This is a genomic window from Xenococcus sp. PCC 7305, assembly GCF_000332055.1.
Lineage (GTDB): Bacteria > Cyanobacteriota > Cyanobacteriia > Cyanobacteriales > Xenococcaceae > Xenococcus.
The window spans coordinates 21,501-45,835 of the sequence record NZ_ALVZ01000189.1 but is presented as its reverse complement, the minus strand read 5'-3'; the positions used below and the strand labels follow the sequence as shown (position 1 = coordinate 45,835).

The window sequence follows — 24,335 nt, the reverse complement described above, 5'->3', positions numbered from 1 at the left end:
AAAGGCGCAAGGGAATGTCTACCAAGAGACGCTCACCAAGAGAGAGGGCAGAAGGATAAAACTACTTCTAACTTATCCCTTTAGGTTGAATTCCTCTACTTCTTTAAGTGGAACAGGGCATAGTGGTGAGTCTAATTCTCCCACTATGCCCGTTACCTTCTGCCTTCTGCCTTCATTCTTCTGCCTTCGATTTAAACAAGTGACAATTTTTTGTTAGCTATTTAACTGTATGGCTATATAATGCTATTATTTATAAAATTCAATTATTTTTCAAATTTACTATCAATAATCATTATGACCGAGAAGTTACTGCAAAATAAAACTGCCGATTTTCTAGCCCCAGTAGCTGAATATTTTAAAGTGCTATCGGAAATTAGTCGGTTGCAAATTGTAAGTTGTTTAAGATCAGGGGCGATGAATGTTAGCGAAATTGGTGTAGCCACAGGCTTAGGACAAGCCAATCTTTCTAAACATCTGAAACTTTTAACTCAAGCAGGTATTTTGTCTCGTAAGCCTCAAGGTGTCAGTGTTTACTACGAAGTGAGTGATCCCTTGACCTTTGAGTTATGTGAGTTGGTATGCGATCGCATTTATGAACGAATGCAGGAACAAGCCAAACAGTTTAAACAATTGAATAGTTTTAGTGCCATTGCTAAAAGTTAATTAATGTGAGTTCGGTGAGTCCAAAATTTACTAGTTCTGAATAAGAATTTGGGGATTTGGGGATTTGGGGATCTAGGAAAAAGTCTATTGCTTCATTGAATGATCATCGATTTGACATCTGCGGCAAAATCTTCATAACGACGAAGTGGGGTAACTTGAATTTGCACATGTTGTCCCATTTGTTTCATAATTGGCAAACCAAAGACAATGCGATCAAGCTCATCTAGTGAATCTACATTCACGATCGCGATTACCCGACGTGTCCCGACACATTTCCACAAATCAACCACAACTCCTGCCTCCTTCGCTCCTAAGGCAACGTCCGCCTCTTCTGCCCAAATAGCAAATAGGTCTTGCTGGCTCATTGTGTCGGAATATTCTACTTGAAAGTCTAAATGATAGAGCATGTTTTTATTTTGCTTTTTTTAACTAAGCGATCGAGAATAATTCTATACAATTTAAAAGGAACAATTCGGTTTTGTTGAGATCTGTAAAAGCTTTATGAGTGAAGAAGAGAATCACGAGCAAAAGAGTCGATTTCCTAGGCTATCAGGAAGCAAAAATATTCTCAAAAATGCCATCGGCATCTGGAAAAATACAACGGGCAACTTACAAACCTTGCTCCCCAAAATCAATAGAATTACTAAATCTCTAAATGTTAGTGACGAGCAAGTTGCCGAAATTTTGGCTCGGGTCAAACAAGAATTACCAACCACAGAAGCTTTGTTGATTGGCAAACCCCAAGCAGGAAAAAGCTCGATTGTCCGAGGATTAACAGGGGTTTCCGAAGAAATTATCGGGCAAGGATATCGTCCTCACACTCAAAATACCCAGCGTTATGCCTATCCGTCTGAAGATTTGCCGCTACTCATTTTCACGGATACTGTTGGCTTGGGGGATGTCGAGCAGAGCACTGAGACTATTGTCCGGGAATTAGAAAGCGAACTCGCCAACAATCGAGATCGCGCTAATATTTTAATTCTGACAATCAAAATTAATGACTTTGCCCTAGATACGTTAAAACAAATTGCCACCAAATTGCGAGAGAAATATCCTCATATCCCCTGTTTGCTAGCGATTACCTGCCTCCATGAAGTTTATCCCGCCGAAATTACCGATCATCCGAGCTACCCTCCTGACTACCAAGAAATTACTCAGTTATTTACAGTCTTACAGGAAAATTTTTCCAGTTTATGCGATCGCGCTATCCTAATTGATTTTACTCTCGAAGAAGATGGTTATAATCCCGTATTCTATGGATTAGAAGCGTTGCGGGATACCTTGGCCGAATTGTTACCAGAAGCCGAAGCTAAAGCAATCTATCAACTGCTTGATCAAGGTGCAGGAGAGCAAATTAGCAATCTTTATCGAGACACTGCCCGACGTTACATAATTGCTTTCTCGACTATTGCCGCAACCTTAGCTGCGGTACCTCTTCCTTTTGCAACTATGCCTGTTCTCACGGCATTACAGGTTTCCTTGGTCGGATTGTTAGGGAAACTATATGGACAAACCTTAAACCCTTCCCAGGCAGGAGGTGTGGTGAGTACGATCGCCGGGGGATTTCTCGCCCAGGCTGTGGGAAGAGAGTTGATTAAATTTATTCCTGGTATGGGAAGCATATTGGCTGCTTCTTGGGCTGCTGCCTATACTTGGGCCTTGGGAGAAGGAGCTTGTGTCTATTTTGGGGATCTGATGGGCGGGAAAAAACCTGATCCGCAAAAGATTCAGTTAGTAATGGAGCAGGCTTTTAAGTCTGCTAAGGAGCGCTTTAGAAAAGACTAAACATGCATAATGTGAGTTCGATGAGTACAAAATTTACTAGTTCTGAGCAGGGATTTGGGGATTTAGGGATTTGCGAAAAAGCTTATTACTTCCTTGTTCAACTTGGGAAATTTAATCAAAAAAAATTCGTCTAACTGACGTTGCACAAAATATTATCAAGAAAAAAGCCATGGAGCTTTAGATAATGGCCCCATAGCTTTTCTTGCAGATTATTCTTTTATGAACTACTAGATTACACCATAGGTATCCAGCAAGACAATCATAAGAATGCCGATTATATGACCTAAACTAGTGGTTGCGAGCAAACCAGACCAACCCATACCACCAAACATTTCAGGCATTGGCAAGGCTTGACCAACACCGGGATCTCGCATTGTGGATTTACCAATAGCGATCGCCATAACATTACAAAGAATCATTACGATACCTATTGTTGGAGTCCAACCATCAGATAAAGGAAAAGAGGAAGCTGTGGCAATGAGAGTTGAATAGACCATTTTTTATTATTAATCTCCAGTTAATTAAAAAATTTTTCCGCTGCTAAAGTACAAAATGACTATTTCAGGTCAAAATTCATTTAAAATTTAGCCTGATTATCTCCTATTGATGACGTTTAATTGTCTTTTACTTCAAAATACTTTACGAGTTGGTTAGTTACCATGAAATTTCAAATTAAAACCAAGCAAGTCAAAATCAACAATCAAGACTTAGAAATCGATGCCTATCTAGCAAGTCCGATCGCCGAGGGGACTTATCCTGCAATTATTGTGATTCAAGAGATTTTTGGCGTTAATGAGCATATTAGAGATGTCACTGAAAGAATTGCTCGACAGGGTTATGTCGCGATCGCACCGGCCATGTATCAACGCCAAGCACCAGGTTTCACCACAGGATATCAGCCAGAAGATGTGAAAATTGGACGAGAATATAAAATCAAAACTACTGCCACCGAATTACTCAGTGATCTTGACGCCGCGATCGATTATCTCTACCAATTACCGCAAGTCAAAACTACAGGAGTGGGAACAGTTGGTTTTTGTTTTGGCGGTCATGTAGTCTATTTAGCGGCCACCCTACAAAGGATTAAAGCTACAGCCTCTTTTTATGGAGCAGGCATTGTTAATTGGTGTCCTGGGGAAACCGAGCCCACCATTAACCGCACTAAAAATATTCAAGGGACAATCTATGCCTTTTTTGGGAATGCTGACTCTTTAATTCCTAATGAACAGGTAGATGTCATTGCGAGTGAATTAGCCAAACAACAGGTATCTCACAAAATATTTCGTTATCCTGGAGCTGATCATGGCTTTTTCTGCGATCGCCGTGGTAGTTATAACCCAGAAGCAGCCGAAGATGCTTGGCCAAAAATCTTAGAGTTGTTTAGCTCAAAATTATGAATTATGAACTATAAGTTATAAAAGCCAATTCTAGACGCAAGTCTTCTTTACAATGGCTTAATCACCCATAACAATAATAAAGATGAATTCCGATACCGCTGCTTCCAAAAATAATGCTTCCTTTTCAATGGATGACTTTGCTAAAGCGTTAGAAAAATACGATTATGAATTTGCAAAAGGGCAAATCGTAAAAGGCAAAGTTGTTCAATATGATTCTGAAGGTGCGTATATTGATATTGGAGGGAAATGTCCTGGTTTTGTCCCCACTAGAGAAACTGCGTTACAGGTTGTCGAAGATATTGCCGATATTATTCCCCTTGGCGAAGAATTTGAATTTCTAATTATCCAAGAACAAAATGCTGATGGACAGGTCACCTTATCTCGTCGCCAAATGCAATTACAGGATGCTTGGGATAAGGTCACCGAAATTTCTGAGAGTTCAAAATCAACCCAAATCAGAGTTACAGGAGTCAATAAAGGTGGTATTACTGGCGATGTCGAGGGCTTACGTGGTTTCATTCCGCGATCGCATTTACGGCAAAGAGATAATCTAGAATCTTTGATCGGACAACTTTTAACTGTTACCTTCATCGAAGTTAATCCCGAAAAACGTAAATTAGTATTATCCCAACGCAATGCCATGCGAGCTGAGGCGTTGACTAGATTGGTAGAAGGGGCATTAGTGACGGGAACAATAGTTAATATGAAACCCTATGGAGCCTTTGTTGATCTTGGCGGAGTGACAGGTCTACTCCATGTGAAAGAAGTCAGCGGCACTCGGACTGATTCGTTAGAAAATATTCTCCAAATTGGGCAAGAAATCAAAGTAGTGATTGCTCAGGTTGATGAATATAACAATCGGTTATCTTTATCTACTAAAGTGTTTGAAGAATATCCAGGGGAAATCCTGGAAAAATTTGAGCAGGTGATGACGACAGCCGAAGAAAGATTTGTCGCAAAAGCAGAAGCTACAGAAAGCTAGTGTGCTGTGGGGAAGTCAAGAGTCAAGAGTCAAGAGTCAAGAGTCAAGAGTCAAGAGTTTTTTATAATAAGGTTTTCAAGCTTCTTGAATGAGGGCTGTATTGACGCTTGTGCCCACTAGTTTGACAAGTCATAGCGATCGCAGAACCGGAGAAAATGCGATCGCTTTTAATTGGACTTACGTGCTTGATCGTCTATAGTTATATATGCTTAAGTAAAAATACTCACAAAGCTATTGTCTTGAATAAAACTTCATGAAAACAATAATTTTTATTATAGAGTCTCGTTATAAACTCGTAATAACTTGAATATCAGCTTATATCACTATCGTCATAAATCATTATGACCTTGATAAAGCAAATTAAGATAAACCAAATTAATTTAGTGCTGTATTTAATTAATTTAGTGCTGCATTTATTTGTTGAATAGTACCTAACAGCCCAATACATCAGAGCAAAGATAATTTGCCTAGACATACAAGTAAAAAATAAATCGTCAAATGATTATTCCCCGAGAAGAAGCAGTGAAGTCCGTAAATATTTTAAATGTCTCAATTGATAATTTAAGTCTGTTGGAGCTACTCAACGAACTTAAAGTTGGTGGTGTAGTATTTACGCCCAATATCGATCACATTATGAAACTGCAAAAGGATCGTAGTTTCTACAATATTTATCATCAAGCAGATTATCGTGTTTGTGATAGTCAATTGCTGATGCTAGCTTCACGTTTTCTCGGTCAGCCTATCAAAGAGAAGATTTCAGGTTCTGATTTATTTCCCGCTTTCTATGAGCATTATCAGCATGATGAAGAGGTTAAGATTTTCTTGCTGGGTGGTGTCGAAGGTGCGGCGGAAATTGCTCGCAAGAATATCAATGCCAAAGTAGGGCGTGACATGATTATCGATTCTTATTGTCCGCCTTTTGGGTTTGAAAAAGACGAAGCAGAATGCGACAAGATAATCCAACTTATCAATAACTCTGAGGCTACAGTTTTAGCCGTTGGGGTTGGTGCACCCAAACAAGAAAAATGGATTAATAGTCATAAGTCACAATTGAATAAGATCAAAACCTTTTTTGCGATCGGTGGAACTATTGAATTTGAGGCTGATTTCCGTGCTAGAGCTCCCAAATGGGTTAGCCAAGCAGGTTTAGAATGGCTTTATCGACTGATGCAAGAGCCCAAGAGATTATGGAGAAGATATTTGTTGGAAGATATTCCCTTTTTCTTTTTAATTCTCAAGCAAAAGTTACAATTGCAAATTAAAAATTGACGCTTGCGGAGCTCTACCCGAAGGGTCTCGACCCCGCGCCGCCGACAGAGGTCGAAGCCCGCGTCGGCGAAAGACGCAAGGGAATGTCGACCTAGCAAGGGAACGCACGAGTTTGAAAATTGAAAATTACTGATTTATAACTTTGAGAGAAAACTACGGAAAACTTCTGGAATGGCAAGAGGATTTGACAAGTCATACTAAATCCGATTCTAAAAACACATGTTTAGATGAGAAAATCTAAATGGACTCAAAACCCTCTGCCCTCTGCCCTCTGCCCTCTGCCTTCCAATGTTTAAAAAATGTCTTTACGTTTCTGAACGATCATTGTAATCACCAGATAAACCAAAATATGAACTAATAAGATTCCCCAATTGAATAATAAATGATTCCAATCTGCCTGGTAAACCTCGTTATTAGCCATAGTGGCACCTGGTATCTCATTGACCTGGGCAATAATTCCGTAGGCTCCTACTGACCAACGGCTTATCATGAACCATGATACTATTTTCGACAGGCCATCTAATTGAAATAAGACTCCCGAGAGAATAATTTGCGGAATCATGATTAGGGGCAAAATACTAATCCCCTGATTAGTATCTTTGACGCTGGCAGAAACCATCAAACTAAGACTAGTACTAGCAATCAGAGTTAGAAAGGTTGTGATTGCTAGGCCAATGGGCCAGGATATCAAAGTAGAACCTGAAAATCGAAATAAGACTAAAATCGAAATTGTAATTAAAATCGTTTGAACTAAAGCAATACCACTACGGATTAGGAGTTTTGAGCCAATATAGGGAATTAGTCCCAGATTTAACAGTCTTTCGCGAAAATAAATTGCCGACTCCCGGGAGATTTCTTGAATTGAGTTGGATAATCCAATCCAAATAGAAATACCACTAAAAATAAATAATGATTCTAAGATATGATTACCACCCACGCTGACAGGTAATCCCATTCCCAAAGAGAAGGCCGTGATCAAGATAGTGAGGGGACCGGAGAGAAGGGCCAGGATGAGACTTACGCGATCGCGTTTTATCAATTGCCAATAACGCTGGGATAACAACAACAGTTGCTTAAAGGCCGAAATTCCCGTATTAATTGAGGTGTCAGTAGACTGTTGCTGTTGTTTTCCTGGACTTAGGGTATGGCGAATATAGGAATTGTATTGAGGTGATTGCCGAAATTTATGATGCCAATTGCCCACATTAGCAAGAATTGCTTTTTCTGTCTTACCTTGATTTAATTCAATATAAATATCTGCAAAATCGCCTTCTGGCACCCCAAAGAACTCTAAAGCTTCCTGGGGTGGTCCGAAATAGCAGAGTTGACCTCCTAAGCCCAACACAGCAATGCGATCGCAAACTGCAATATTGGCCGTAGCATCAGTGACCAAAATAATAGTTCTATTTTGATTTGCCAATTCCCGTAATAATTGCATCATTTCCTTCTCCAAACCAGGATCTAATCCTGATGTGGGCTCGTCAAGGAAAAATAATTTGGGATCGCAAAATAATTCCACACCAATACTGACACATTTTCTTTGTCCAGGACTGATGTTACTGATTAAGGTATGACTAACTGAGGTGAGCTTGACTTGCTCTAAAATCTTACCCACTTCCCCTTTGACATTGGTATCTGGGGGTAGACGTAACTTACAAGCATATTTAAGCACTTCTTCTACCGTTAGGTTGGGATGGATAATATTCTCTTGAGGAACATAACCAACCTGAGAACGATAAATTGCCCAATTTTGCCGTAAATCATCCCCATTAAGGAATACTTCTCCCGAATCGAGATTATTGATTTGTAATAAAGATTGCATCAGGGTAGATTTTCCTGAGCCACTACCTCCTACCAAAGCAACTAATTGTCCTGGTTCAATAGCTAAGGAAATATCGTCGAGCAGTGTTTTTTGATCTTTGGCTTTATCTAAAACTTTTAGTGATAAGTTATGGGCATCAAGACGAATATTTCTGGTAGTACTACTTAACTCTAAAGCCGTGCCAGTATAAATGAGATTATAGGGGCCAATTTGAACTGTATCATCCCGATGGAGTAATTGATTTTTGCCAATCCGATGACCATTAACAAAAGTTCCATTAGAACTATGGTCTTGTAAAACATGACCTCCTTTGCCATCGGAATAAACTGTAGAGTGAAGGCGAGAAACTGTCGGAGAAGCTAACTGCATAGAAGCGTAGTTGCGAGCATTGAGAGATCTCCCCAATTCAATTCTACCTTCTGTCAAACCAGTTAAGTCCAAGCGACGTTTGTTGGGTAGGGGAGCATTAGTACTTTTTGGATTGCGATAGGTGAGAATAATTTGATACCGAGGATCTAACCCAATATGAAGTTGACTGCCATTGCGGAGTAGATAACCTCCTGTGATCCGAGCCTGGTCAAGAAAAATACCATTGCCTGTAGATTTATCGGTTGCTCTGTCTGGACTACGATATTCTTGAATGCGATATTCACTTCCTTCTTTGGTGATTATTGCTTGTCTTCGAGACATCACCGTCCAACTTTTAGGAATTGGAATAGTTGACCAATTGGGATCTCTTCCTAGGCGATAACTTTCTTTGGTGAGATAAAATTTTTCTTCATGACCTTGATTATTTAGCGAAATATAAGGGTTCGTATCAAGTTCAGTCAGTTCGTAATTATGAATATTAGTAGTCATCGGTTATCAGTTAACAGTTATCAGTTATCAGTTATCAGTTAACAGTTTGGAATATTGCTAGTCTCTAGCATAAAGATCTGCTTCTCGGCCTAATGCAAATCTTAGAGAATGAGGCAAGTTTTTGCTAGAACGGGTCATGAAAATTATTATAGCGATCGCAGATAACAGAGTCGAAAACCAAAATAAACCTCGATAACTCCAAGCTTGAGCTAATTGACCTAAAATCGGTCCGGCTAGAGCCATTCCCAAATCAAAGCCACCTAAACAAACAGCATAGACTTTGCCTTGTTCCTGACGCTCAGAGCGATCGCTAATGAGAGCCAAAATCATCGGAATCGAGATTCCTCCAGCTATTCCTTCAATAAACGCAGACAATAATAGGATACTAGGATCATTTGCGATCGCAAGTAAAGCCATCGAAACTAAATAACATACTAAGCTACTACTGATAGCAATTCCCCGACCATAACGATCTGCAAAACTCCCGATAAAAAGACGGACGGTAAAACTAGAAACCGCTGCCATCGAATAAAAGAACCCTACATTAAAATCCAATTTGAGATCTCTAGCAAACAAAGGTAAGAAAGTTATTAAAGTGCCAAAAACTAGCCCAACAAGCAACAAAACAATCGTCGGGGTCAGCAAAGCAGGGTCTTGGACTAATTCTTTAAAACTGCGTAACGGTTGTTCCTCTGAAGTTTTCAGTTGGGGAGTTCTTATGTTTTGGGGGATCTTCCTCAGTTGAGTCGCCAAAACTAAAGAGCAAATGCCACAACTAGCAGCAACGCCAAACAGTAACCGATAACTATTGGAGACGACCAAGAATCCCCCTAAAGCGGGGCCCAAACCCATACCAAGAGGCGAGACCAAATTCATGTAACCGATTAAAGTCGCCCTTTGTCCTCGGGGAGCAAAATCCACCACTAAAGCACCATAGCCAATCGTAAAAGCCGCCACACTAATGCCATGAAACGCTCTGATAGCTGCGAGGCCACCAATGGATTGCCAAAAAAGATAACCAATAGGAGCAATTCCTGCAACAAGAGTTCCAATTAAAATTACTAGTTTACGACCTCTAAGATCTGCTGCTTGTCCCAACCAAGGCCGAAAACATAATAAGCCAATGGCAAAACAGCCCATAACAAGCCCTATCTCCTCTGTGGATGCTCCCACATCTTGAATATAGGTCGGCAAAGTAGACAACAAACAAGTAACACTTATCCAAAAAAAAAGTCCCGCTGCAAATAACAGCAGCAAATTATATTTCGTCTGCGGGCTCAAGGACAAAAGACTCTTATCCATAAAATCTATCCTTCATCCTTCCTGCCTAATTACTTATTACTTATTCCTTATCCCTCATCCCTCATCCTTTATCCCTCATCCCTTTCTTAAAGCTTTTCCCCACTGAGGATAAACATCGGATTAACCGCAGCAAAAGTCTGGTGAATGCCTCTAGTTTCTAAGCGATTGACAGCAGACTGGACAACTTCGATGTTGCGAGCCTGTAGTTCAGATAAGCCTTCAGAAATCGTATATAAATTTTCTAAATTACCAGCAGTTGCCACAATCCTGCCCTCGGACTGAAGATGGTGCCAAGCTTGCTTGAGAATCTCTTTGATCGGCTTGCCTCCCTCGATGCAAATGCGATCAGGCTTTAAAGTTAAACCTTGAAAACAATCGGGGGCACTGCCCTCTATGACCCGAACATTTGGGACCTCAAAGCGATCGCAATTCTTTCTAATCAGACTGGCAACTTCTTCATCTCTCTCTACGGCAATGATTTGAGCTTGAGGACATAGTAAGCCAATCTCCACAGGAATAGTCCCTGTTCCCGCACCAATATCCCAAAAAACAGAATCAGGTTGCATCCTCAAAGAAGAAATTAATAACAGACGAACTTCTCTTTTACTCAAAGGAATACCAGGAAGGCGAGTAAAAAGATTATCAGGAATACCAGGAGTTTTATAGGGCCAAAGCATGATAGTCGTACGAATTAGGTAAATTATTCTGGTTTATCCTTAATGCCACGAACAATCCGCGACAGTTCGCTTTTCTCATCCACCGCAATCCGGGTTGGCGAACCACTAATAATCCCTTCATAATTACGGAAAGAATTCTTAATATCGGGCCCATCAGAACTAATTACATATTCGCGTATTCCTTTATCATGCCAAGAACCACGCATTTTAAAGACATTGATTACACGAGACATTTCCCCACGAATCTCCACATATTGCAAGAGGATAATGGTGTCAGTAATTGTCGAAATATGGGACTCAGTAATCGAATGAGAGCCCAAAAATTGATCCGTTGTATTGGTAAAGAAACCTGTAATCTCCTCTTGTTTAGCATAGCCGGTGACACCAATCACAAATTGGCGGAAAGCATTATTGGTTACCCCTCTATCCAAAGCAGACAGAGAGTCGATCGCAATTCTTGACGGCTTAAACTTGGCAATTTCTGATTTGATAGTTTGCAGATGATCTTCCAATCCTGCAGATTCGGGATAGCAACATAATATTTTGAGTAAACCCTTTTGTTCCATTTCCTCAAAATTAATTCCCCAGGAAGAAGCATTACGAGATAATTGAGCTCTCGATTCTTCATAGGCAAACAGAATCGCTCTTTCTCCTCGATTACAACTTTCCTGGAGAAACTTACTAACCAAAAGAGTTTTTCCTGTTCCCGTCGCTCCAGTAGCCAGAATAATTGAATCCTTGAAGAAGCCACCACCGCAAAGTTCGTCGAGGTTTTTGACTCCTGAAGAGACTCGAATATTGGAAGAGCGCTGAGTTAGACGCATAGCCCCTAGAGGGAAAATATTAATCCCATCATCGGTCATCGTAAAGGGATATTCCCCTTTCATATGGGTTGTCCCCCTTAACTTCAGAATTTCGATAGTCCGACGACGACGTTCTCCTTCTAAAACATTACGCACAATTACCACATTATCAGAGACGAACTCCTCAACGCCAAAACGCGCCACCGGGCCATATTCCTCAATCCGCTCAGTGGTCATAATGGAGGTGACCTTAAGTTGTTTTAGACGAGCTACTAGCCGAAAGATCTCTCTTCTGACAACCGACGCCGCGTCATATTGCTGAAAGACTGCGGTAACCGAATCAATGGAAACTAATTTCGCTTTATATTTATTGATCGCATATTGAATTCGCTCGATTAATGCTGAAAGATCGAAGTTTCCGACCACTTCCTGGCCTTCTGGATCGGGAGAAGCATCCAGAATAAATAGCTTTCCACGTTCAACCAGATTTTGTAAATCCCAACCAAAACTATAGGCATTTTTAATTACATCTTGAGGGGATTCCTCAAATGTCACAAAAACACCCGGATAATCAAAATACTTAATGCCATGGTACAAAAATTGTAAAGCTAACAGAGTTTTTCCGGTACCAGATGTCCCACTAACAAGAGTAGTTCTACCTTCTGGTAATCCACCATGGGTAATCTCATCAAAACCTTCAATTGTCGTTTTAATTTTGCGAACACCTCTAAATGGGGCAGCATTGTCCCCTGATTGCATGGGATTTTTTTGATTCATCTAAGCTCAGAAAAAATGAAATATATTATAAGTTTGATTAAACAATTATGTAAACCGATTGCTACATGTCGAGCTGTTAAAAAGTTATTTACATCAATTAATTTTAAATTAGGTTAATTTTACTAGATTTCGGGTCAATTTCACTTTTGTTAAACTATTGCCGGGCCTTGAGCTGATAACTGAATAGTCTAACTGCGATCGCGAATTTCCTCATATAGCAAGTCTAAACCAATCAGCACTTTTTCTCTGTCGGAAAGATCCCCAATAATTTTCCGCACTGGAGGGGGCAAAACCTTTGATAAAGTGGGCGTTGCCAAAATCTTATCTTCTTCTGCTAGCTGGGGATTTTTCAGAACATCAATAACCTTGAGCGCATAGACCCCTTGAAAATCTTGTTCTAAAATATTTTTTAACGTTTTTAGGGCTCTAACCGAATTAGGTGTATTCCCCGCAACATAAAGTTTGAGGACATAAGTCTTTCTAAATTTGTTCATAATAATATTAATTCATAAAAAAATAACTTCAATCTACCTCAAACAATAAATCCAAGGAAATGTCTTTTCTGGGAATTGAACGACGATACATTTCACAGAGATGGGCAATGAGATCAATCAAGGCTAAACGATAATCGAGCAATATCTCTTCACTTCTACCTTCTAACTGAAGTTGCTGAGAGAATTTATCCATTAGCTCCATGTGGATTTCTAAAATTTGGGGAACAGAAATATCAATAAAAAAAGCTTGATTAACAAATTTATCGATCAATTGGTTGATTTGAGGATCTTCATCAAAGTAACTCAAAATAATCTGCTGATATTCTTCCTTTAGCTCTTGAATTATTTGCTTTTGTTCTAATTCTGTAGCATTACTATAAAAGTCTTGGGGATCTCTTTTGTAATAAACCCCTAAATACCCTAATCGTTCCTTCAGCTTTTGGGTTAAACGACGTTGCTGCACAACAAGAAAGTCCTGATTATTACTTTTCGACTTTAAACTAATCTGCTGCTGCTGCTGCTGCCCTCGATCTACCAAAGAGCAACTAGGTGCCAAATTAAGAAATTTTTTAATTGCTCTTTTAATACAAAAATCTATTTGCTCTATGTTCTCTAAACGTAATGTCACCTCGGCATTCTGCGGATCCAAATTCAACTCCGAACTATAGTCCCTCTCCGCAACAAAACCTCCATCAATAATGGTTATAGGCAGAAAGACTCCTGTTCCTCGTAGTTGCTCTAAAAGAGCATCCTGAGTGTGATTCTTGACAAAGACAAAACAATCTATTTGTTCAAGATTTTCTTCCACGAACTTGAGCAGTTGTTCTGATTCCTCAATAACTTTAAGATGGTAGCATTCTTGATCCAATAAATTGACAATAAGCGAAGTTAGATTTTGATTGGGTGAGAACAAAGCGACATAAAGCTTACTGGAAGAGTAGCGATCGCCGGAATTTAGAGAATCTTGATGATCTGACATTGACAACAAACCAAATAAGGTTTTTTCATTCTCCTAACAGAAGATTAATTATTAGTACTTATAGAAAGTTAACATTTATTGCGACAAGATGAAAATCATCGGTATAGGATAAGAATTAGACTCTTGTCACCAGCATTTGCATTAAGTAATTGACTAATACTGTTTTAGAGCGGTAGTAATTGATAGTTTTTACTCTATTATGAAGTGAGTAGCAATTATAGAGATGCTATGGTTGCTGATTTTAAAGAACTGAATCAGGGAATAGCTGTCAAAGAACTCAGCAAAATAGTTAATGTCTAGTTTAGAAGTTACTCTTAACGATTTCGTGACCAAGATTCCACAAGCTCAGGCTGATGTAAGTTGGGAGCAGATAGTTGAAGCCTTTTATTTAAGCTCCAGTAGCGTTATTGCCATTGTAGATCAGGATTTTCATCCTTTAGGAATCTTAGAAAGTCACAAGATACTGACACTAATCACCCACAATAGTATTTCTGGTGAGGTGCCCGCTGAGCCAAGGCCAAGATCATTTTTTAAGTCGCGAATTCCGTCTCAAGAACCAAACTTAAAAGATTTAATATCACGAATCACTACTCTTTCTTCTCAAATTAAAATTAGAGATTTGGTTGCATTGCTTAACAACCAAGAATTCCTCATCTCAGAGAAAAATTACTTGATTGTTAATGAGACAAATGAAGTCGCAGGGATTTTGGATATTCCCAAGCTACTGAAATACTTAGCAAAAGGGCACTACACGGCTGTTGCTCATCAACTCGATAGACCTTCTCTCAAGACGCATCTTGAAGACATCAGCAAAAATACATTCAGTATCTTATTTGAATTGTTAGAACAAATTAAGCTTCCTCTGATGTTACATAATGCTGAGGGCCAAATCTGTTATCAAAATACGGCTTGGGATCACCATCCTCACGGGCAGCAAGCAACTTTGCTGATGGATTTTAAAAGGCAAAATAAAATTTCCACCACCGAAGACCCAATATTACAACCAGTTATTTTTTCGTCGACTGCGGAATTTCAAAAATCTGCTCACTCTACCGAATGTTATTGTCCAATAGAGAATCAAGAGTTTCCCTCTCCACTTATTAATTCGCAAATCCCGAATATCATCAATAGTGTTCCTCACAAAATAGCTTGGGGAAATCATGATCAAAACTCGCTGGATAATTTTGCTGACCCGATTGTAGAAAGGAATTACCCGACAACACAGAACGATATTCAGGGGCTGAACTGGAATTATTGGCAATTTCCGATTCAACTTCCCATTCAGGACCGACAAAAAACTTTTGATAAGCAATCTTTCGCCGAATATTGGTTAGTCATCGGAACGCAACTTTCCTTGAGTGCCATGGTCAAAAATCCCCACGATCCTCAAATTCTAAACTTGAACAACAATCTTGGCGGGCTTATGGAATCTAAGGTATCTGCCATTCAACCAAGCTCTGATCTCAATAAATTGAGAAGACTACAAGATGAATTTATGGTCAATATTTCCCATGATCTAAAATCTCCCCTAACCGCTATAATTGGGTTATCAAGCCTACTCAAAGAAGAAAAATTAGGTTCTTTGACATCTAGACAAATTCGTTATCTGGATTTGATTTATCGTAGTGGCAGACAGTTGATGGGCATCGTAACTGATCTGCTAGATATTACCAGTCTCGCGACGGGAAAGCTCAAACTCCAATGGGAAAATATTGAGCTGGAAAAATTTTGTCGTCAAATATATCAACAGGTAGTCAACAAACTAGAAGCCGTTCAAGAGCCTCGCCAGACTAAACCTTTGGTTTTACCTCAATTCAAATTTGCTCTTGAGCCTGAGGCCGCATTTGTCATTGCAGATCGACTAAGATTAAGTCAAATTCTGACTCGGTTATTAGAAAATGCTTTAAAATCAACTCCTGGAGCAGGAGAGATTGGGATTCGGATTGAGCAATGGACTGAATGGATCGCAATTATTGTTTGGGATACCGGTCGGGGAATCTCTGAGACTTTTCAAAAATCCTTATTAGAAGAAATGTTCGAGCCAGACAATTTCCTGGCTTCTCCAGAAAGAACAACGGGTTTGGAATTGATTTTGGCCCAACAATTAGCTCAATCTCATGGTGGAGATATTTCTTTTACCTCTCAAGTAGATCATGGTAGCGAATTTACCTTGCTTCTTCCTGTAAATAATTCCGAGGTCAAGGGCAACTCCTCTCAAGCCGATCGCAATTACTCCGAACCATCTTCTCTAGTTTTAATCATTGAAACCTCTGCTGCGATGATTGAAGAGCTTAGCGAAAACCTCAAGCGGCTAGGTTATCATGCAGCGATCGCCCGCAACCAAAACGAAGCTTTGTATAAGGCAAGCCATCTGCAACCTGTCAAAATTATTTTGAATAATGAGATGATGAAGCTTCCCCAACAGAATATTCTGGCGGCTTTAAAAAGTGATGCTCAAACTCGCGATATTCCTGTGATTTTGATGGCTCAAAATTATTCCCCAGGCGATACTCAATCTGCGATCGCAGAGCAGGTGATGCTTCTATCAGGAAATAAGATTAATCCCCAAATTTTGGCCCAACATTTCCCTTCACTAAAAAGTCAAAATTATTGTCAAGGCAAAAGACTTACTATCTTACGGCTTTGTCTAACAGATAAAGAATCAAGTTTGGCAAATTCGGAAATAGATTTATTATTTGAGAGTCCTTCGTTTAATTTTTGTCATCATATTATTGAAGCAGATAGCTTAGAACAAGCGAGTATGTTGGCAAGGATTTGGCAGATAGATACGATTATTTGGGACAGTAGTAATTTGAAATTACCTTTAGAATCTCTGCGATCGCTAGTAACTTTTCCCGATCTCGCTCAGATTCCCATTGTTACCTTGGATGGGTCAACTACCGCAGCTGCTAACCAATTTGAGGCTTTAACTGTGTTCCCTTGTTTAATCCCCATTAATGAAAATAATATCGCTGAACTAATGGAGGTAATTCAAAGTGCGGCCACCGCAATCGATAATTAATACTTAACAATCCACATATTAGTAGCAGTTACAGCATATAATGGGAGACTTCTTCTACCTCAAGTATTATAAACTCAGACAAAAGAATGACTGTAGTTGTCTTTGGCAGTATTAATCTCGACCTAGTAGTCGAAGTTCCTCATTTACCAACAAGGGGAGAAACGGTTATTGGAAATCGTTTTTTCTGCGCGACTGGGGGGAAAGCAGCAAATCAAGCCGTGGCTGTAGCAAAATTAGGAGTTCCTGTGTACTCGATTGGTCGAGTCGGGAGTGATAATTTTGGTCAAGTTTTATTAGAAAACCTTCAATTAGCCGGAGTCGATACCACAGGGGTTACCATAGATTCTCAATCCCATTCTGGGGTTGCTTCGATTGTGGTTGATCAAAGAGGGGATAATGCGATCGCCTGTGCCGCAGGAGCCAATAATCTTGTCAGGGAAACTGAACTAAAGGCATTTGAGAAAATTATTCCCCAAGCCAAAGTGATTTTAATCGAACTGGGTATTCCTTTGCCGACTGTAATGGAAGCTCTAAGACGAGCCAAATCAAGTAATTGCCCTATTATCTTAGATCCGGCCCCGGCTAGGTCGAGTTTGCCAGAAGAACTTTATAAGTTGGTAGACATTATCACTCCCAATGAAATAGAAGCCAGTCAATTGGTGGGTTTTACGGTTGATGGTATCACCACTGCCCGGCAGGCCGCTTCTTTTCTCCATCAAATGGGAGCCAAAAAAGTAATTATTACTCTTGGTAGTCAAGGAGCTTTTTGCAGCACAGGAGAAGAAGATTTTTGGCTGAAACCGATTCCTGTCAAAGTAGTAGATACAGTAGCCGCTGGGGATGCTTTTAATGGTGCTCTATCTGCTGCGATCGCAGCGGGGAAATCTTTTAAAGAGGCTGTAATCTGGGGCAATGTAGCAGGAGCTTTAGCCGTTACCAAGCCAGGAGCGCAACCTTCTTTGCCGACGAGAGATTGTTTTATGGAATTATTAGAGCAACAATTAGAAATTGAAAATTGACGAGCGACCCCGCGCCGCCGACAGGCGCAAGGGAACGCGCGAGTTTGAAAATTGAAAATTTAATATCACACTCCTTATCCCTCATACCTCATCCTTCATCCCTCATACCTCATCCCTCATCCCTCATCCCTCATAAATCCCTCTGATGTCTCGTATATCTAAAATTATTACTTTATTACTGCTAATTGGCGGTGCAGGATTAGTATTATTGCCTTTAGGGATTGTTCTGTTGACCTCTTTTGCTCCCGCTGCTGCGCCATTAGATTCTGTTTTTGCGATCGATTCATTTACCTGGGAAAATTATCGTGAAGCCTGGAGCAGGGGTAATTTTCTCTTAGCCTTTGCCAACTCGACAATTGTGGCTCTTAGCGTTACTGCTTTACAAATTGTCACTTCTGCATTGGCTGGTTATGCTTTGGCGAGAATGAAATTTCGTGGTAGGGAAGCCATTTTACTAATAATAATTGCTACTTTGGTGATTCCTTTTCAGTTATTAGTCATTCCGATTTTTGTAGTCTTGAAATGGGGACATCTTCTCAATACTTACTGGGCCTTGATTTTGCCCACCGCCGCTAATGGGTTTGGAATTTTCTTAATGCGTCAGTATTTTTCGACTATTCCTATTGAGTTAGAAGAAGCGGCAGCTCTCGACGGGGCAAATCGTTGGCAAATCCTGACTCGCATTATGTTGCCCTTAGCCCGCCCCGCGTTAATCACTTTATTTCTCTTCACCTTTATCGCCGAATGGAACGATTTGTTTAAGCCTTTAGTCTTTACTACCCGACCTGAATTGAGGACTGTACAGTTAGCTCTTTCGGAGTTCCAAGAAGCATTTACCAATAATTGGCCCTTAATGATGGCAGGAGTGGTTATAGCAACTATTCCTGTAATCTTGTTATTTTTGGTTGGTCAACGTCAATTTATCCAAGGCATTGGCTCTACGGGGATTAAAAATTAGTGCCGCTACGCGGAAGTCAAGAGTCAAGAGTCAAGAGTCAAAAGTCAAAAGTCAAAAGTCAAGAGTCAAGAGTCAAAAGTCTTTTCTCACAAACGTCAATTCGACGAATTTTCCTTTTGATTAAATTTCCCAAGTTGAACCACGAAGTAATAGGCTTTTCCCTAGATCCCCAAATCCCCAAATCCCCAAATCCCCAAATCCCTATTCAGAACTAGTAAATTTTGTACTCATCGAACTCACTCACGTTCACAAGGGTTTCAATCTTTTTGGCTAGGTGTTGTATTTGCGCTCGCGTCTACTATTATTTATCATTCATTATTCATTGATTGCTGAGAAGTATGTCTTCCATTGCCGATATTTTGAGAGGAAGAGAAAGAATCTCGCCATTTAGAGCAAAGAAAGGTGTTGCTCTAATGCCAACTCTCTGAGCAAGTTCGAGATCTTGATTGATTGCAGCTTTAGCTTCCGGACTATTGCGATCGCGATTAAATTGGTCAATATCCAAATTCAAATTTTCGGCAATTGTCAAATATAAAGCTTCCCCTAATTGGTTTTGTTGGGCAAATAAAGCATTATGATACTCCCAGAATTTATCTTGCTGTTGAGCAGCCCAAGCAGCATGAGCCGAGGATTCTGCTTGAGGATGAATCTGACTCAGAGGAAAATGCTTGTATACCAAGGTGACTTGATCCTGATGTTTAGCGATAAACTGCCCTACTGTGGGTTCTGCCTGAGCACAAAAGGGACATTGAAAGTCTGAGAACTCTAGGAGAACAATTTTGTTAGCTGCGGCCCCAATGGTGGGAGAATTGCCAATTACCGATACTGGAGCAGCCTTGATCTGTTGTAAAAATGTCTGCTGGGCTTGCAGGCGTTCTTGCTGTTTGCGCTGCTGGTATGACTGCACAGACTCGATCAGGACTTCTGGGTGATTACGAATAATTTGGAGAACCTGGTCTTCTAGTGAGGCACTAATAGGCGTAGAGCTAGAAAAACCACTCAAAGTAATAGAACCCAGGAACAGGCTGAGAATCAAGGGAATAAAACATAATTGACTCATAAAAATATTTAAAATTAAATCAAATCGAACTATTATTGCGATTTCCCTAAAACCTAAAACCTAACACCCAAAACCTAAAACCTTTTTTCCCAAGTCTTGAAGATTACAAATAATTTAGTCTTGACCCATAAAGTGGTTTGAGTTCAGGCAAATTCATTAGAATAATACTATACAAAGCAAACTGAAACTACTTAGCACACGACACAAAAAATTAAAAATTTTTAATGAGCAAATCAGAATTACACCAAGCGAACAATATTGCAATTGAAGAAAAAAGTTTATCTGATGATATATTGAGTGAATCTATGGCCTACGCGATCGCCGGAGCTGCCGATGACAAAAAAGCCCAGGACATTGTGTTGCTGAAAGTGTCAGAGGTTTCCTATCTCGCAGATTATTTTGTAGTTGCTACAGGATTTTCCAAGCCTCAATTAAGAGCAATCTGTGATTCGATCGAGCAAAAAGTTGCAGACGACTTTGAGAGAGAACCCATTAGAGTAGAAGGAAAAACCGATGGCAGATGGGTTTTAATCGATTATGGTGAAGTTATTGTTCATGTTTTTCTGGCAGAAGAAAGAGAATTCTATAACTTAGAAGCTTTCTGGGGACATGCAGAAAGAATTGATTATGGCGTAGAATCAACCTTAAACATTTAAAAATTTTTTCTTAGTAATGAATCAGTCGGCTCTTGAATTTTGCCCAGTTCCTTTAGAACAACAACCTCAATACGAATATCAGCAGTTGCAAGAATCCTGGTTTTTCTCTTGGGTTACACTGGAACCTTGGCCTTATATAAGAAAAATATTATGGCTAATTGGGGGATTGCTCCTCGTTACTGCGACCATTGCAGCGGCTAGTTTTCCTCCGACAGAATACCCCCTGAAATTTATGATTTCGGGTTTAGCAGGTTCAGGATTTCTCGCAACTTTATTTTTAGTAAGATTATATTTAGGATGGTCTTACTTATACGATCGCCTCTATAAAGCCAAGATATCCTATGAAGAATCAGGCTGGTATGACGGGCAAATCTGGGAAAAACCCCAGGCAATGCTGGATCGCGATCGCTTGATAGTAGCCTATGAAATTCAACCGATTTTAGGACGATTGCAGAAAACTTTCCTTTTTATCGGTATTTTGGGGATAGTTGGCAGTATAATCTGGTTCATCTTGTAAGACCAAATAGATAGTTTTAAATTTAGGTTGTAATTGGGAGTGAAATTACGTGTCTAGGGCAAAAAGAACTCAAACCCCAAAAATAGAAGTTCATCTACTTAGAGAGGGTATTGGAGAATCAGTACATTACGTTGAAGCTACCGTTTGTGATAATCGCAATCGAACTCTTCTCGTTGCAGGGGATCCTCAATCCGCGACTTTTATCCGTTCTGCCCTCAAACCTTTTCAAGCCTTAGCCGTAACTACTACAGGGACCTTAGAAAGATACGGGCTAACAGACAAAGATCTCGCAATTATTTGTGGTTCTCATCGCGGAACGATTACTCATTCGCGACAGGTGTTCAACATTTTGTGGCGGATTGACGTTGAAGCAAATGCTTTAAAATGTCCAATTCCTGAAGGCAGAGAAAGCGTGCTCCAACATAACTGTTCTGGTAAACATGCAGGCATGCTAGCCGTTTGCCGCCAACTAAATTGGTCTTTAAACGATTATTTAGACCGTGCTCACCCCGTACAAAAATTGATTTTAAATAAAATAGCAGAAATTCTCGCCATGCCAGGGGATGAGCTGATCACTGCCCGTGATGATTGTGGCGCACCCACTTATTTCATGCAAATACAGCAAATGGCCTATCTTTATGCCCAATTGGCATCTGGTAGTAATTTGGATTTGGAGCGGATAGTGCGAGCCGTCACCCGTCATCCCACAATGATTGCAGGAGAAGGTCATTTTGATACAGAACTAATGAGGATCACGGAAGGCAAACTGGTCAGTAAATCTGGAGCCGAAGGGATTCAATGCATTGGTCGAGTGGGAGAAGGCCAAGGTTTAGCGATTAAAGTTGCTGATGGAGCGAAAAGAGCAAAATATGCGGTTGCTATTCATTTGCTTAGACAAATGGGCTGGATTTCTCCTTCTATAGCAGAAAAACTAGTAGAAGAATTTATGAATCTTAGCAATTGTAAGCGCTTGGAAGTAATTGGGGAATTGTGTTTGGTTTAAGTGGGTAATGGGTAATCTTTTGCTGCTGAGAATCCATAAAGAACGTTGTTTTTCACTGTCTAAGCAACTAATCTTTTATCTTTCAATTGTAATTCTTGCGCTTCATGCTCATCAATGGCCGCAGAAATCAAACGAAAAAAACGCCAAACCAACATTACCGCCGCCAAAGTCATTCCCAAAGTCAAACCCCACCATAGGCCTACTCCTTCCTGCTCTAAAGTGAATCCAATTAGATAACCTCCTCCTAACCCCACAGCCCAGTAACATACCACGGTGATCAAAGTTGGAATGAGAGTGTCTTTTAACCCCACTAAGGCTCCCATAGTAATCATTTGGATGCCAAACACTAGTTGAAAAATTCCGGCGATGCGAATCAAAGAGATTGCGGCGTCAATTTCCTCTATATTAGAGGGATTATTAATATCTAGATAGAGAGCAGCAATCTGGTCGGGAAACAGCCAAAAAACCAGGCTAATCAGAAGTGAGGCCATGATCCCCAAGGATACACTAACAAACCCGGATCTTTTGACACCCCGAAAATCCTTTTGACCTATTAGCTGCCCAACTCTGATGGCAGTGGCATAGGAGAATCCCAAAGGTACAGTAATAGAAAGCTCCAAGGTGGTAATCGTGATTTCGTGAGCAGCCAGCAGAGCACTTCCAAAATAGCCCATCAATAAAGCTGTAACGGAGAACATACCCATCTCGATTCCATACTGTAAACCCAGAGGCCAACCAGTTTTCAAGATCTCAACTAACAAAGCCTTGTCGAATTGATTAAGACTGGGGAAAAAGTTATATTTGCGAAAGTTGGGGTGAAAGAGAAATAATCCTGCTGCTGCAATAAAACAAAACCAATAGCCTAATGTTGTTGCCCAACCAATTCCTGCCAAACCAAGAGCAGGTAAACCAAATTTCCCAAACAGCAACAGATAATCAGCAACCCCATTTAATACACCACCTGCAACCACAATTCCTGTCATCCACTGAGGACGACCAATTGCAGCCCCCACTTCTTCCAAGACGACAAAACCCATGGCCGCAGGAAAACTCCAAACTACTGCTTGCAGGTAAGGCTTTGCTAGTAACACAAGGCTTTCGTCTTGACCGATTAACAATAAAACTACGTCAAGATGCCAAACAATAAGCATCATCGGGACAGCGATCGCAAATCCTAGCCAGATTCCCTGACTAGTGATGCGCTTGACTTGCTCTGGTTTCTCGGCTCCAAACGCTTCAGCAGCAAAGACACTCACAGTTTCGAGAACACCTTTACTCAAAAAGAGTAGGGTAAAAAAGTTCACCACACCCAAAGCCGCAGCGGCTAACGCTTCACTTCCTAGCAGACCAATCATTACTGTATCAACAAAAGTGATGATAGCTTCGGAAAGTTGAGTAATTGTATAAGGGACTGCTAGCTTTAGATAGGCGCGAGCTTCTAATAGAAGTTTTGACTCAAATACGGTTGATTCTAAATCCATTATTTGATCAGCAAGCTCATTAACAAATCCAACTAAAAAACCAAAGTTCCGCTGAGTTAACAATTACGCAACCCAACGAAACATTAATAGATTCTATAACTGTTAACTGTTAACTGCTAACTGAATTAAGCCATCCGTGAGTAATACTCAACCACTAGTAGTTCGTTGATTTGAAGCGCAATCCATTCTCGTTCGATAATACCGTTAACCTTGCCGACCAAAGTATCCTTGTCAAATTCTAAATGACTGGGAAGATTTGCTAACCCAGGATATTCCATATTTGTTTTAATCAAACCGCGAGAGCGATCGCGATCGCGGGCGGTAATCACATCTCCAGGACGACATTGATAGCTGGCAATATCTACCACTCTGCCGTTAACAGTAATATGACCATGATTAACTAGTTGACGAGCCGCAGGAATTGTTCCTGCCATACCCATGCGAAATACTGTGTTATCCAAACGCATCTCTAGCATTTCTAGGATAGCTTGCCCAGTGGAACCTGTAGCTCTACGAGCTTTACGGACATAACGCACTAATTGCTTTTCAGTAACCCCATAGTTAAAACGAAGCTTCTGTTTTTCTTCTAAACGAATACCGTACTCAGAACGCTTTTTACGGCTTTGACCATGTTGACCTGGGGGATAAGCCTTGCGAGGACTTTTTCTGCTTAAGCCTGGTAATTCTCCTAAGCGACGAACAATCCTCAAACGAGGACCTCTATATCGAGACATCTACAATACGCTCCTTAATGTTAAAAATTACAAAATAGTCCCAAATTTCTTATTATACCTTCTAATGTTTGGATTCA

22 protein-coding genes are annotated in these 24,335 nt (G+C 40.3%); 11 read left to right on the top strand and 11 right to left on the bottom strand.

The window, feature by feature from the left end; genetic code table 11:
- Positions 1-294: 294 nt before the first annotated feature.
- Complete coding sequence (locus XEN7305_RS14895; RefSeq protein WP_006510290.1) at positions 295-663, top strand: helix-turn-helix transcriptional regulator; 369 nt, start codon at positions 295-297, stop codon at positions 661-663.
- A 92-nt stretch (positions 664-755) separates the two neighbouring features.
- On the opposite strand, the gene XEN7305_RS14890 is transcribed toward XEN7305_RS14895, so the two are convergent.
- Positions 756-1,070 (bottom strand): muconolactone Delta-isomerase, encoded by a 315-nt coding sequence (locus XEN7305_RS14890; RefSeq protein WP_006510289.1) that lies wholly within the window; start codon positions 1,068-1,070, stop codon positions 756-758.
- Positions 1,071-1,164: 94 nt separating this feature from the next.
- On the opposite strand from XEN7305_RS14890, the gene XEN7305_RS14885 reads away from it, so the two are divergent.
- A complete protein-coding gene (locus tag XEN7305_RS14885; protein ID WP_006510288.1) occupies positions 1,165-2,448 on the top strand; it encodes a YcjF family protein in 1,284 nt (427 codons plus the stop codon).
- A 227-nt stretch (positions 2,449-2,675) separates the two neighbouring features.
- On the opposite strand, the gene psaK is transcribed toward XEN7305_RS14885, so the two are convergent.
- A complete protein-coding gene (gene psaK, locus XEN7305_RS14880) occupies positions 2,676-2,945 on the bottom strand; it encodes a photosystem I reaction center subunit PsaK (RefSeq protein WP_006510287.1) in 270 nt (89 codons plus the stop codon).
- A gap of 162 nt (positions 2,946-3,107) precedes the next feature.
- Between psaK and XEN7305_RS14875 the strand changes: the two genes are divergently transcribed.
- The 3 genes from XEN7305_RS14875 (at position 3,108) to XEN7305_RS14865 (ending at position 6,096) form a co-directional block, all read left to right on the top strand.
- Positions 3,108-3,845 carry a dienelactone hydrolase family protein gene (locus XEN7305_RS14875; RefSeq protein WP_006510286.1) on the top strand — a complete coding sequence of 246 codons (738 nt, stop codon included), beginning with the start codon at positions 3,108-3,110 and terminating at the stop codon, positions 3,843-3,845.
- 82 nt (positions 3,846-3,927) lie between these two features.
- A complete protein-coding gene (locus XEN7305_RS14870) occupies positions 3,928-4,827 on the top strand; it encodes a S1 RNA-binding domain-containing protein (protein WP_006510285.1) in 900 nt (299 codons plus the stop codon).
- A gap of 498 nt (positions 4,828-5,325) precedes the next feature.
- Positions 5,326-6,096, top strand: coding sequence for a WecB/TagA/CpsF family glycosyltransferase (locus XEN7305_RS14865; protein ID WP_006510284.1), 771 nt, complete (start codon positions 5,326-5,328; stop codon positions 6,094-6,096).
- Between the two features lie 292 nt (positions 6,097-6,388).
- On the opposite strand, the gene XEN7305_RS14860 is transcribed toward XEN7305_RS14865, so the two are convergent.
- The 6 genes from XEN7305_RS14860 to XEN7305_RS14835 form a co-directional block, all read right to left on the bottom strand.
- Positions 6,389-8,776: an ATP-binding cassette domain-containing protein gene (locus XEN7305_RS14860; protein WP_006510283.1), complete on the bottom strand. Its 2,388-nt coding sequence runs from the start codon at positions 8,774-8,776 to the stop codon at positions 6,389-6,391.
- A 57-nt stretch (positions 8,777-8,833) separates the two neighbouring features.
- On the bottom strand, positions 8,834-10,078 hold the full coding sequence (locus XEN7305_RS14855) for an MFS transporter (protein WP_006510282.1): 1,245 nt from the start codon (positions 10,076-10,078) through the stop codon (positions 8,834-8,836).
- A gap of 86 nt (positions 10,079-10,164) precedes the next feature.
- A complete protein-coding gene (gene cbiT, locus XEN7305_RS14850) occupies positions 10,165-10,755 on the bottom strand; it encodes a precorrin-6Y C5,15-methyltransferase subunit CbiT (protein ID WP_006510281.1) in 591 nt (196 codons plus the stop codon).
- Positions 10,756-10,778: 23 nt separating this feature from the next.
- Complete coding sequence (kaiC, locus tag XEN7305_RS14845) at positions 10,779-12,335, bottom strand: circadian clock protein KaiC (protein ID WP_006510280.1); 1,557 nt, start codon at positions 12,333-12,335, stop codon at positions 10,779-10,781.
- A 188-nt stretch (positions 12,336-12,523) separates the two neighbouring features.
- Complete coding sequence (gene kaiB, locus XEN7305_RS14840; protein WP_006510279.1) at positions 12,524-12,829, bottom strand: circadian clock protein KaiB; 306 nt, start codon at positions 12,827-12,829, stop codon at positions 12,524-12,526.
- Positions 12,830-12,857: 28 nt separating this feature from the next.
- Entirely contained in the window at positions 12,858-13,808 is a 951-nt protein-coding gene (locus XEN7305_RS14835) for a circadian clock protein KaiA (protein WP_006510278.1), read from the bottom strand.
- Positions 13,809-14,100: 292 nt separating this feature from the next.
- Between XEN7305_RS14835 and XEN7305_RS26745 the strand changes: the two genes are divergently transcribed.
- The 3 genes from XEN7305_RS26745 (at position 14,101) to XEN7305_RS14820 (ending at position 18,807) form a co-directional block, all read left to right on the top strand.
- A complete protein-coding gene (locus tag XEN7305_RS26745) occupies positions 14,101-16,830 on the top strand; it encodes a hybrid sensor histidine kinase/response regulator (RefSeq protein WP_006510277.1) in 2,730 nt (909 codons plus the stop codon).
- 86 nt (positions 16,831-16,916) lie between these two features.
- On the top strand, positions 16,917-17,849 hold the full coding sequence (rbsK, locus tag XEN7305_RS14825) for a ribokinase (RefSeq protein WP_006510276.1): 933 nt from the start codon (positions 16,917-16,919) through the stop codon (positions 17,847-17,849).
- A 145-nt stretch (positions 17,850-17,994) separates the two neighbouring features.
- A complete protein-coding gene (locus XEN7305_RS14820; RefSeq protein ID WP_006510275.1) occupies positions 17,995-18,807 on the top strand; it encodes a carbohydrate ABC transporter permease in 813 nt (270 codons plus the stop codon).
- A 319-nt stretch (positions 18,808-19,126) separates the two neighbouring features.
- Here XEN7305_RS14820 and XEN7305_RS14815 read toward each other — a convergent pair whose 3' ends face one another.
- Positions 19,127-19,867: a DsbA family protein gene (locus tag XEN7305_RS14815; RefSeq protein WP_006510274.1), complete on the bottom strand. Its 741-nt coding sequence runs from the start codon at positions 19,865-19,867 to the stop codon at positions 19,127-19,129.
- A gap of 224 nt (positions 19,868-20,091) precedes the next feature.
- Here XEN7305_RS14815 and rsfS point away from each other — a divergent pair, with 224 nt between their 5' ends.
- Genes rsfS through XEN7305_RS14800 form a run of 3 tightly spaced genes read left to right on the top strand, consistent with a single transcriptional unit; the run spans position 20,092 to position 22,043 of the window.
- On the top strand, positions 20,092-20,523 hold the full coding sequence (gene rsfS, locus XEN7305_RS14810) for a ribosome silencing factor (RefSeq protein WP_006510273.1): 432 nt from the start codon (positions 20,092-20,094) through the stop codon (positions 20,521-20,523).
- Positions 20,524-20,539: 16 nt separating this feature from the next.
- Positions 20,540-21,040, top strand: coding sequence for a CGLD27 family protein (locus XEN7305_RS14805; protein ID WP_006510272.1), 501 nt, complete (start codon positions 20,540-20,542; stop codon positions 21,038-21,040).
- Between the two features lie 49 nt (positions 21,041-21,089).
- Positions 21,090-22,043: an asparaginase gene (locus XEN7305_RS14800; protein WP_006510271.1), complete on the top strand. Its 954-nt coding sequence runs from the start codon at positions 21,090-21,092 to the stop codon at positions 22,041-22,043.
- Between the two features lie 59 nt (positions 22,044-22,102).
- Here the strand turns inward: XEN7305_RS14800 and XEN7305_RS14795 are convergent, their stop codons facing one another.
- On the bottom strand, positions 22,103-23,524 hold the full coding sequence (locus XEN7305_RS14795) for an MATE family efflux transporter (RefSeq protein WP_006510270.1): 1,422 nt from the start codon (positions 23,522-23,524) through the stop codon (positions 22,103-22,105).
- A 125-nt stretch (positions 23,525-23,649) separates the two neighbouring features.
- The gene (gene rpsD / locus XEN7305_RS14790) at positions 23,650-24,258 is read right to left on the bottom strand and encodes a 30S ribosomal protein S4 (RefSeq protein WP_006510269.1); all 609 of its coding nucleotides are present in this window, start codon (positions 24,256-24,258) and stop codon (positions 23,650-23,652) included.
- Between the last annotated feature and the right edge of the window lie 77 nt (positions 24,259-24,335).